This is a genomic window from Candidatus Limnocylindrales bacterium, assembly GCA_035626395.1.
Taxonomy (GTDB): domain Bacteria; phylum Desulfobacterota; class Binatia; order UBA1149; family CAITLU01; genus DASPNH01.
In genome coordinates this window covers 349,184-360,035 of the sequence record DASPNR010000007.1, presented here as the reverse complement: position 1 = coordinate 360,035, position 10,852 = coordinate 349,184, and the positions used below count along the sequence as shown (strand labels likewise).

Here is a 10,852-nt window from a genome sequence, read left to right as displayed (position 1 = left end):
TTATATCGCCGCGGCGATTTCAGTCACCTCGAGCGTCTCGGCGCGGCAGCGCCCGATGTCCTCGCAGACGATGTACGCCACGCGCGCTCCATCGGCCTTCTTGTCGAGCGCGATCGCCCGCATGAGCGCGGACGGGTCAAGGTTGGCCGGCACCTCGGTGTCCATGCCGAGCCTGGTCAGCAGCCGCTCGATGCGTTCGGCCGCGGCCGGGCTGCAGATCCCGCGCCGCGCCGACAGGCGCGCCGCCACGACCATGCCCACCGCCACCGCCTCGCCGTGAAGATACTGGTCGTAGCCGGTGACCTGCTCGAGCGCGTGCGCGACCGTGTGGCCGAAGTTGAGGATGCGGCGCGCGCCGGTGGTCTCCAGCTCGTCGCTCTCGACGACGTCGGCCTTGATGCGCACGCAGCGCGCGATCAGCGGCGTCATCACCGTCGCGTCGCGCGCGAGGATCGCTTCGACGCTCCTTTCCATGTCCTCGAACATCGCGGCGTCCAGGATGATGCCGTACTTGACGACTTCGGCCAGGCCGGCCAGGTACTCGCGCCGCGGCAGCGACGCCAGCGTGGCCGGATCGATCAGCACCAGACTCGGCTGATGAAACGCGCCCACCAGGTTCTTGCCGTGCGGCCGATCCACGCCGGTCTTGCCGCCGACGCTGGAGTCGACCTGCGACAGCAGCGTCGTCGGGATCATGACGAAGCGGACGCCGCGCAGCAGCGTTGCCGCGGCAAAGCCGGTCAGATCGCCGACCACGCCGCCGCCGAGCGCGACCAGCACCGACCTGCGATCGATCGGCAGGTCGAGCGCCGCATCGTAGATGCTCTCGACCGTTGCAGTGGTCTTGTAACGCTCGCCGTCGGGAAGCTCGATGGTGGAGACGGGAATGCGCGCGTCGGCCGCGGCGATCGAGGAGGTGAGCGCGTCGCCGTACAACGGTGCGACGGTGGTGTTGGTGACGACCAGAACACGCGACGGCTTCAGCGCCGCGATCGCCGCGCCGGCACCTTGCAGCAGGCCGGGCTCGATGTGGCAGTCGTAGGAGCGCGGGCCGAGATCGACGCGAACCGTGGTCATTTTTCCTCCCGACGCGCCGGCGCTGCGCGGCGCGCGAGCGGCGGCAGCGCCGCGGCTGCATCCACGACGTTCACGGCTTCTCCTCGCGCTGTGCGCGCGCGGTGGCGTGCTCGTCGAGGCCGCCGGCCAGGCTGGCCGCGCGCCGCGCGGTCTCGCCGCGAAGGCGCGGGGCGATGGCCGTGGCCACGCGCGCGACGGCCTGCTCAACGCTGAGGCCGTCGGTCTCCACCAGCACGTCGGCCATGCGATAGAAGGGCCGGCGCGCTTCGAGCAGCCGCGCCAGACGCTCGGCCGCGCCTTCGCCGGCCGCCAGAGGACGCTTGTCGTTTCGACCGACGCGCTCGAGCGTGGTCTCGAGCGACGTGATCAGACAAATGACCGGCCCGAGCCGCCGCAGCGCCGCGCGGTTGGCCTCGTCGACGAACGTGCCGCCGCCGGTGGCGATCACCGTCGGCTTCTGCGGCGCCAGCGAAGCGACGACGTCGCGCTCGAGGCGCCGGAACTCGCTCTCTCCGCGCCTGGCGAAGATCTCGGAGACCGGCAGCTTCTCGCGATCCTCGATGATCTGGTCGGTGTCGAGAAAATCGAAGCCCAGCCGCTTGGCCAGCCGCCGCCCGACCGCCGTCTTTCCCGTCGCCATGAAACCTGTCAGCACGATGTGACGCATGAGCCCGCCGGACCGCCGGCTACCCTACCACAGGAACCGACGGGGGACAGGGGCGCCTCGCGGCGTGCGTGTGGGAGTGGCCTTGCGAAATCGGCGATCATCGCGAACGTCCCCACGGCGGCGCTGCCGGCCGCACGCCCGCGAGCGGTTCCCGCACGACGTCGGATACGGCGATGGAGCGCGCGTCTGCCTCGGCTCGAAGGTCCGCGATCATCTCGTCGGCGCACGGTCGGGCTCTTCATGCCGGCAGTGTAGAGTGTGCCGGTGCCGCAAGACGGAGATTGGCCAGGGCGCTTCTCAGTCGAGCACTCGCGGCGTGACCAGCACGAGCAGCTCTTCGGATTCCTTGTGCCTGGAACGGCGGTCGAAGACGTGGCCGAGCACCGGCACGTCGCGCAGGAGCGGAACTCCGGCGCCCGTCCTCGAGCTGCCTTCGCGCAGCAGTCCTCCGAGCACGGCGGTCTCGCCATCGGCGACCATCACCTCGGCCTCCACCATGCGGCTGAGCTCCTCGGGAATGTCGTCGGGCGGTAGCGGTGCACCCAGACTGCTCGACTTGGCCGCGATGCGCAGCAGCACCTTGCGGCCCGCACGAATGCCCGGCGTGACTTCGAGGCGCACGCCCACCGGAATGTCCTGCGTCGCCCGGTCGCCGCCGTTGCCGACGTCGACGACCTCGTCGCCGACGACGGCGCCGCGACTGGGCAACCGGATGCGCAGGATGCGGACGCTCTCGATGGTGGCGGGGCTGCCTTCGAGCATGACGACGCTGGGGCGCGAGACGACGCGCAAGCGGCCGTCGGCCTCCATCGCCGAGATGCGCGCATCGAGCGCGGAGGCGCCGTTGGTGGCGATGAGCAGCGCGGCGCTGCCTGCGTCGCTGACCGGGGCGGGCAGGCGCACGTCGCCGCCGATGTCGCCCGTCAGCTTCCACTCGATGCCGAGGTCGCGGCGCGCCGAGTGCGCGATTTCGACGATCTTGGCTTCCAGCAGAACGCGCCGGCGCGGGCGGTCGAGCTGAGCGACGAGGGCTGCGGCCTTCTCGAGGCCGTCGCGCGGGCCCGACAGCACGAGGGCATTGGACGCGATGTCGGCGGCGGCCGCGACACCGAGCGCCTGCGCGGCCTTGTCCACGACCGAGGCGAGCTCCTTCGCGGGAGCGTACGACAGCGAAGCAACGCGCGTCTCCGAAGGCGGAGCAGCCGGTTTTCCCGCGTTGCCGGCAGGCGTTGCCGACGAGCGGCCTTCTCGCGAGCCGCCCGCGCCGCGTTCGCCGGCGCCATCGACCGCTCCGGCGCCGGTGCCCGCATCGTCAGCCTCATGCGCTCGCGGCCCTGCGTTCGCAGCGCCGATGGCCGCTTCGCGCTGCCGGTCGTCCGCGGCGGATGCTTTGGGCACGTCTCGCGACGCACCCGATGGGCGAGAGGGCGGCGGCCGCACCTCGATGAGCCCATCCCCGACGGCGAACTCGAAGCCGAAAACGCGCGAGTACGCGTCGATGCGTTCGCGCCAGTCGAGCCGTTCCGCGCCTGCGCTGGCCGTCAGGTCGCCTTGGATCGCGGGGCTGATCACGAGCTCGCGCTTGGCATCGCGCGCGATGTCGCCCAGCCACGCCGACAGCGGGCGCGTCTGCACGGACGCTGCCGGGCGCGGCGGCGCCGCGACGGCGTCGACGATCACCGGCGCTGCGGGCGGCCTCTTGTCGGCGAGCAAGGCAGGGGCTGCGGGCGCCGGATCGTCGTAGAGCCGCTCGGCGTGCTGACGCGGCAGGTCGATGCGCCAGGCGGCAGCGGCGGCCGCCGCGACCAGCGCGAGCGCGACGGCTGCCGCCGAAGCGCGCCGGCGGCGAGCATGAGTGCGCGCCGGCGCCAGCAGGTCAGAGCGCACGGTCGGCTCCGAACCACGCCAGCGCCAGTCCGACGGGCACCGCAAGATCCTCGCCCAGCGCATGCGCGGCTTTTTCGGCGTCGGGGCGAATGCTGACTGCGGCAAGCGGCTGATGACGCCGCGCTGCCGCCGCGACGCCCGTGATCGCCGGCGCGGCGGTCGCCGCGGCACCCGCCAGCACCCGCCGCCCACCATCGTTCCTGTCGTCGCCGGTGCCGAGCACGTCGGCGAGCGTGCGCAGGGCGCACGGCTCGCAATCCAGAGCCATCAGATGCAGACGCGCGCGACGGAACAACGCCTGCGCCTGGTGCACGGCTTGTGCGCGTGCGTGCACGCGCAGCTCGCCGTCGCCCGACACGCGTACCGAGGCGGTCTCCGCCTCGGCCGGCGCGTCGTCCTCGCGCAAGCTGCACAACGATGCCGACAGCGCGGCCACGTGCGGGATGCGCTCGGCGCCCAGCACCCACGACAGCTCGACGACACCCGGCGCGAACAGACACTGCCCATTGCCATGCGCGTACGATGCCGCGCACGCCTCCAGCAGCGGCTCCTCGCTCGTTCGCGCCAGCACGGCGGCGACGAGGCGATCGGGTGCGAGATACCAGAAGGTCGCGCGATGAGGACGGTGTGCCAAAAGCATGTCGGCACAGTGCAGCGCGCGCGGCTTTCCCGGCAACGACGGTGATGTAATGGATCGGCCATCGTGCCCGCTTTCGTTCACGTCACGCCGCTTCCGGCCGTCGCCGCGCTGGCCCGCCTGACCTACGCAGTGCCCGAGGGACTGTCGGACGCGGTGCGGCCCGGCGTGCGCGTGATGGTGCCGCTGGGCCCGCGCCGCGTGACTGCGCTCGTCATCGGCACCGGCGAGCAGGCGCCCGAAGGCGTTTCGTGCCGCAGCATCCTGTCGCTCCTCGACGATTGCCCCATCGTCACGGAAAAGCTCCTGCAGCTGCTCGAGTGGATGGCCGACTACTACCTGGCCTCGCTCGGCGACACGCTCTCGCTCGCCGTCGGCCGCAGCCTGACCGCGACCTCCAAGAAGGTCGTGGCGCTGCGCGACGGCTCCGCCGCACAAAGCGACATCGAGCGGCGCGTCGTGCAGATCCTGGAGCGTGCGGGAAAGCCGCTGGAGCCTGCGCATCTGGCGCACGGCCTGGGCCGCCGCACCATCGACCGCCTGCTGGCGACGCTGGCCGAGCGCGGCGTCGTCGGCATCGAGGACGTGCTGGGCTCGCCGCGGGCGAAGACGCGCTACGAGACGCTGGTGACCGTCGAGCGCATGGCCGACGAAGCCACCGAAGCGGCACTGTTCACGCGTGCGCCCAAGCGCCGCGCGCTGTTCGAGCATCTGCTGACGCTGCCGCATCGAAGCGCGACCGTCAGCGAGCTGGCCGAGCTGTTTCCGTCCGCCGGCGCGTCGCTGCCGGCGCTGGCGGAGGCGGGCCTGGTGCGCCTGTCCAGGAGCGAGATGTTCCGAGCGCCTGCCGCGATCAGCGAGCACTACGAAGCGCCCGAGCTGACGCAGGCGCAGGCGCACGCGGTCGAAGCCATCGAGGCCGGGCTCGGATCCTTCTCGACGTTCCTGCTGCAGGGCGTGACTGCCAGCGGCAAGACCGAGATCTACCTGCGCACGATCGAGTCGGTGCTCCAGCGCGGCAGCGGCGCCCTGGTGCTGGTGCCGGAGATTTCGCTGACGCATCAGGTGGTCGCGCGCCTGCGCGGCCGCTTCGGCGATCTGGTGGCGGTGCTGCACAGCGACCTGACGCCGGGCGAGCGATGGGACGAGTGGCGGCGCATCGCGCGCGGGCAGGCTCGCATCGCCGTCGGCGCGCGCTCGGCGGTGCTCGCGCCGCTGCCTTCGCTCGGCGTGATCGTCGTCGACGAGGAGCACGACGCCGCCTACAAGCAGGACGACGGCGTCCGCTATCACGCGCGCGATACCGCGGTGATGCGTGCACGCATCGAGGGATGCCCGGTCGTGCTCGGGTCGGCCACGCCGTCGCTGGAGAGCTGGCGCCACGCGCGCGAGGGCCGCTACCGCCACCTCGTGCTGCCGACGCGCGTGACGGCCAGCCCGCCGCCGCGCATGGAAGCGATCGACCTGCGCGGGCGCGACATCGCCGCCAGCGGCGGCCTCTCCGAGCAGCTCATCGAGGCGATGAAAGCCAACTTCCTGGCGAAGGGACAGACGCTGCTGTTCCTGAACCGGCGCGGCTACGCCAGCTCGATCCAGTGCTGGGAGTGCGGCGAGACGCTGCAGTGCGATGCGTGCAGCGTGGCGCTGACGCTGCACCAGCACGACCGCTCGCTGCGCTGCCATCACTGCGACGCACGCCGGGCCATCCCGTCGGTCTGCACCGGCTGCGGGCGCGACTCGCTGTTCTCGCAGGGGCTGGGCACGCAAAAGCTCGAGGCGGCCGTGCGCTCGATTCTGCCGAAGGCGCGCGTGGCGCGGCTGGACCGCGACACCACCGAGGAGCGCGGACTGCTGGCGGCCACGCTGCTGGCGTGGAAGCGCGCCGAAGTGGACGTGCTCATCGGCACACAGATGATCGCCAAGGGGCACGACGTCCCTGGCGTGACGCTGGTCGGTGTGGTGCAGGCCGACCTGTCGCTGTCGGTTCCGGATTTCCGCGGCGCCGAGCGCACGTTCCAGCTGCTCGCGCAGGTGGCGGGGCGCGCCGGCCGCGGCAGCGAGCAGGGCCGCGTGCTCGTGCAAACGTACCGGCCCGATCAGCCGGTGATCTCGCTGGCCCTGGCCGGCGATTTCGACGCGTTCGCGCAGGCCGAGCTGGCCGAGCGCGCCGAGCTCGGCTTTCCGCCGGTGCGCCGCATGGGAATGCTGCGCCTGGAAGGGCCCGAGCGGCCCGTGGTCGAGCGGCTTTCGGAGCAGGCTGCGCGCGCGATGGCCGAGGCGGGAGCCGGCGACCCCTCTTTCGTCCTGCGCGGGCCGGCGCCGGCGGTGCTCGAACGCATCAAGGACCGCTTCCGCTATCACGTCCACGCACGCGCCGGCCGCTCCTCGGTGGTGCGCCAGGCGCTGGCGCGGGCTCGCGTGGCCGTGGCATCGGAGGCGCGGGTGAAGCGGGTCCGGGTGCTGGTGGACGTCGATCCGGTCGACATGTTCTAGAACGAGACACCGTTGCGGCGCGGCTGGCGGGGCGTCCGCCGCCGACTCTGAAGGAATTTTAAGAATGCGCGGCCGGTGCGACGATTTGGCGGGAAATCGCTCATGCGCGCGCCGCCGCGTGCGCGGGCCGGCGGTTTTGTCTCTTGCGATTCGGCACGTTTTGCCTTTACCTGTCCGGCGATGGCCGTTCTGGAAGTCCACCGCTATCCGAGCAGGATCCTGACGCAGAAGTCCCAGGACGTGCGGCAGATCAACGCCCGCACGGCCAAGCTGCTCAACGACATGGTGGACACCATGTACGTGAACAACGGTATCGGGCTGGCCGCTCCGCAGGTGGGAGTGCTCCAGCGCGCCATCGTCGTCGACACCGACTCCGACAATCGCGGCAAGAAGCTGCTGAAGATCCTCAACCCGGTCATCGCCGCCTCCAGCGGCTCGGTCACCTGGGAAGAGGGCTGCCTCAGCGTCGTCAACTACACCGCCGAGGTCCGCCGCGCCCGCCACATCCTGGTCAAGGGCTGGACCATCGATCACAAGGAGATCGAGATCGAGGCGAGCGACCTCGACGCGGTCTGCCTCCAGCACGAGATCGACCACCTCGACGGCACCCTGTTCATCGATCACATTTCGCGCCTCAAGCGCGAGCTGTACCGCAAGCGCGCGCGTCGCCTGCTGCCTTCCGTCGAGGAGGACGAGCAGCTGATGGCCGCCGCCGCCAACGCCTTCCGCCGCTAAAGGCCCTGGCCACGAAACCTCTGCGCCTCCTCTTCATGGGCACGCCGCATTACGCGGCGGTCTCGCTGCGCCGTCTGCTCGAGGGCCCGCACGAGGTCGTTGCCGTGGTCACGCGCGCCGACAAGGCGCGCGGCCGCGGCCAGCGGATGGTGCCCTCGCCGGTCAAGGAAGTGGCGCTGCGGGCCGGCGTCGAAGTGCTCGACCCGGCCTCGCCGCGTTCGCCGCAGTTCATCGACCGGCTTCGCGCGCTGGCGCCGGATCTCGGCGTGACCGTCGCCTACGGTCGCATTCTCCCGCCGCAGGTGCTGGCCATTCCCCGTCTCGGCTGCATCAACGCGCACGGGTCGCTGCTGCCGGCGCTGCGCGGGGCTGCTCCCATCGAGCGCGCCATTCTCGAAGGCCTGACGCGCACCGGCGTCACCATCATGGAGATGAGCGAAGGGCTCGATGAAGGCGACATCCTCGCCGCGCGCTCGATCGACATCCCGCCCGACATGAACGCGGGCGAGCTGCGCGATCGGATGGCGGAGCTCTCGGCCGACATGCTGGCGGAGACCGTGGATCGCTACGCCGCGGGCGCGGTGCCGCACACGCCGCAGGACCACTCGCGCGCGACCTTCGCACCGCCGCTTCGCAAGGAGGAAGCGGCCATCGACTGGGCTGCCGACGCGGCTTTCGTCGCGCGTCAGGTGCGCGCGTTCGCGCCCCGACCCGGCGCCTTCGCCTTCGACGGCAAGACGCGGCTGAAAGTGCTGGACGCGCGCGCCGTCGACTCCACGTCTCCTGCCAACTCGGGTACGGCCGGTGGCGGCGGCACTGGGCTCGCTGGCGCGGGCTCCGGCGGCAGTGGCTTGGGAACCTCCGGCTCCGGCGGTGCTGCACCGTCTGGCGCGCCAGGGACCGTCCTGGGCCACAGCGACGGCGGCGTGCTGGTGGCGTGCGGGCGCGGCGTGCTCGAGCTGCGCACGGTGCAGCCCGAGGGAAAGCGCGCGATGAGCGCGCTCGACTACGAGCGGGGCCATCGCACCGTGCACGGCGGCCGCGTGCTGCTCCCCGGCGTCGCCGCCAGCGAGACCCGCAGCGCGACGGTGCTCGAGCCGTCGTGAGAGCGTCAGCGCCAAGCGACCCGCGCGTTCTGGCACTGGAAGTGCTGCTCGAGGTCGGACGCGGCGCCCGCTCCGACGAGGTGCTTTCGCGCGCGCTCGACGGCAGCACCGTGCAGGGCGCCGATCGCGCGCTGGCCACGCGATTGGTGTACGGCACGATCTCGCGCCAGCGCACGCTCGACCACACCATCGCCGCACGTGCCGGGCGCCCCGTCGAGAAGCTCGACGCGCCGGTGCTCGCGGCGCTTCGGCTCGGCCTGTTCCAGATCGCTTTTCTCGACCGCGTGCCTCCCTATGCGGCCGTCTCCACCAGCGTCGATCTGGTGCGCCGCCACGCGCGCAGCGCCTCGGGCCTGGTCAATGCCGTGCTGCGCAGCGTGCTGCGCGATGGCATGGCGCCGGCGCCGGAGGGCCCGGTTGCAGCACGCCTCGGCGTGCAGTGCTCGGCGCCGGACTGGCTCGTGACGATGTGGGCGGACGAGCTCGGCCTGGCCGAGACCGAGCAGCTCCTGGCGATCAGCCTGGAGCCGGCGCCGACGGCGTACCGTGCGCTGAGAGAGCGCGGCGAGGTGCTGGCGCTGCTGGCCGAGTCGCATGTGACCGCCGAGCCCGGTCGCTTCGGCGCGCGCGCGATCATCGTGGCCGGCGAGGCGCGGCCGGTTGCGGGCATGCTAATCCCGCAAGGCGAAGCCTCTCAGTTGGTCGTCGAGATGCTGGCGCCGCAGCCGGGAGAGCGAGTGCTGGATGCGTGCGCCGCCCCCGGCGGCAAGACCGCCTACATCGCCTCGTGCGTCGGTGAACACGGATCGGTGACCGCCGTCGATGAGTCGCCGAGCATGAAGGCGCGCATCGAGGCCACGCTGGCCAAGGCCCCGCCGGCGGCGCCGGTCACGATCGTTCCGCAGTCGGTGGAGGAATTCGCCGACGACCATCGCGGACAGCCCTTCGATGCCGTGCTCGTGGACGCGCCGTGCTCGGGGCTTGGCACGCTGCGCCAGCACCCGGAGATCCGATGGCGGCGAACCGCCACCGACGTCGCCGACCTGGCGATGCGACAGCACCGCATCCTGCAGAGCGCCGCCAGCCTGCTGCGCCCGGGCGGTCGCATGGTGTACTCCACCTGCACGATCTCGCGGCGCGAGAACGACGCCGTCATCGAGGCATTCCTGCGTTCGCACGGCGATTTCACGCTGCAGCCGCCCCAGGCGCTGCCTGCGCACGTGGCGGCGCTCTGCGACGCGCACGGCGCGCTGCGCACGTTCCCGCACCGGCACGGCATCGACGGCTTCTATGCTGTGGCACTGCAGCGGAATGCGTAGACGGTGCGCCGACCGCGCCTGAGCCGCGGGCGCAGGCGGGAGACGGCGCGGTTGCCCGCCTCCCGGCCGGTCCGTATAACGCCGCCATGCCGCGCGTGCCGCTGATCGCACCGTCGATTCTCTCCGCCGACTTCGGGCATCTGGCCGACGAGGTGCAGGCCGTTACCATGGCCGGCGCCGACTGGATCCACGTCGACGTGATGGACGGGCACTTCGTGCCCAACCTCACGCTCGGCCCCGATATCGTCGCCGCCATCGACCGCGCGACCGAGCTGCCGCTCGACGTGCACCTGATGATCACCGAGCCGCACAAGTACGTCGAAGCTTTCGCCGGCGCCGGAGCCGATTACATCAGCGTCCACCGCGAAGTGGTCGACGACATCCACGCCCTGTTCACGCAGATCGAGAAGGCGGGCGCGCGCCCGGCCGTGGCGATCAATCCGGCCACGCCCATCGACGGCGTCGAGGGGCTGCTCGAGCGGTGCGCGATGATCCTGGTGATGAGCGTCAATCCCGGGTTCGGCGCGCAGAAGTTCATGGATGTGGCGCTGCCCAAGCTGCGTACGCTGCGCGAGCTCAAGGAGCGGCGCAGCTGCGATTGCCTGCTCGAGGTCGACGGCGGCATCAAGACCGACAACGTGCATCTGGTGCTGGAGGCGGGCGCCGACGTGGTCGTGGCGGGGTCGGCCGTGTTCAAGAGCGGGGACTACGCCAGGACCATCGCGGCGCTGCGAAATCCTGCCTGAAGGCGGGCCCGCCGCTGCCGCCCGCGAATTCGCTTTGGGGCCCCGCCGTTGTTATTTCACCGGGGCTTTTCGGGAACTTTCTCCTCGGGGTGTAGCTCAGCCTGGTAGAGCACTGCGTTCGGGACGCAGGAGCCGGAGGTTCAAATCCTCTCACCCCGACCATTCCTCTCGGCGAGCGTTGCTGC

9 protein-coding genes and 1 tRNA gene are annotated in these 10,852 nt (G+C 71.4%); 6 read left to right on the top strand and 4 right to left on the bottom strand.

Features of this window, described 5'->3' with window-relative positions; genetic code table 11:
- The 4 genes from aroB to VEC57_05005 form a co-directional block, all read right to left on the bottom strand.
- A complete protein-coding gene (gene aroB / locus VEC57_05020) occupies positions 1-1,077 on the bottom strand; it encodes a 3-dehydroquinate synthase (protein ID HYB98478.1) in 1,077 nt (358 codons plus the stop codon).
- Positions 1,078-1,147: 70 nt separating this feature from the next.
- Positions 1,148-1,744, bottom strand: a complete 597-nt coding sequence (locus VEC57_05015) for a shikimate kinase (GenBank protein HYB98477.1) — start codon at positions 1,742-1,744, stop codon at positions 1,148-1,150.
- 297 nt (positions 1,745-2,041) lie between these two features.
- Positions 2,042-3,631, bottom strand: a complete 1,590-nt coding sequence (locus VEC57_05010; GenBank protein HYB98476.1) for a secretin N-terminal domain-containing protein — start codon at positions 3,629-3,631, stop codon at positions 2,042-2,044.
- A complete protein-coding gene (locus tag VEC57_05005; protein HYB98475.1) occupies positions 3,621-4,202 on the bottom strand; it encodes a hypothetical protein in 582 nt (193 codons plus the stop codon). Before VEC57_05005 ends, VEC57_05010 begins: the two co-directional genes overlap by 11 nt.
- Before the next feature lie 132 nt (positions 4,203-4,334).
- On the opposite strand from VEC57_05005, the gene priA reads away from it, so the two are divergent.
- From priA to VEC57_04975, 6 genes are all read left to right on the top strand, one after another.
- Positions 4,335-6,761, top strand: a complete 2,427-nt coding sequence (priA, locus tag VEC57_05000) for a primosomal protein N' (protein ID HYB98474.1) — start codon at positions 4,335-4,337, stop codon at positions 6,759-6,761.
- Between the two features lie 180 nt (positions 6,762-6,941).
- Positions 6,942-7,496 carry a peptide deformylase gene (gene def, locus VEC57_04995; protein HYB98473.1) on the top strand — a complete coding sequence of 185 codons (555 nt, stop codon included), beginning with the start codon at positions 6,942-6,944 and terminating at the stop codon, positions 7,494-7,496.
- A gap of 35 nt (positions 7,497-7,531) precedes the next feature.
- On the top strand, positions 7,532-8,602 hold the full coding sequence (gene fmt, locus VEC57_04990; GenBank protein ID HYB98472.1) for a methionyl-tRNA formyltransferase: 1,071 nt from the start codon (positions 7,532-7,534) through the stop codon (positions 8,600-8,602).
- On the top strand, positions 8,599-9,921 hold the full coding sequence (gene rsmB / locus VEC57_04985) for a 16S rRNA (cytosine(967)-C(5))-methyltransferase RsmB (protein ID HYB98471.1): 1,323 nt from the start codon (positions 8,599-8,601) through the stop codon (positions 9,919-9,921). The genes fmt and rsmB overlap by 4 nt, the downstream gene beginning before the upstream one ends.
- Before the next feature lie 95 nt (positions 9,922-10,016).
- Positions 10,017-10,667 carry a ribulose-phosphate 3-epimerase gene (gene rpe, locus VEC57_04980; protein HYB98470.1) on the top strand — a complete coding sequence of 217 codons (651 nt, stop codon included), beginning with the start codon at positions 10,017-10,019 and terminating at the stop codon, positions 10,665-10,667.
- An 85-nt stretch (positions 10,668-10,752) separates the two neighbouring features.
- A tRNA-Pro gene (locus VEC57_04975) sits at positions 10,753-10,829 on the top strand.
- Positions 10,830-10,852: the final 23 nt, after the last annotated feature.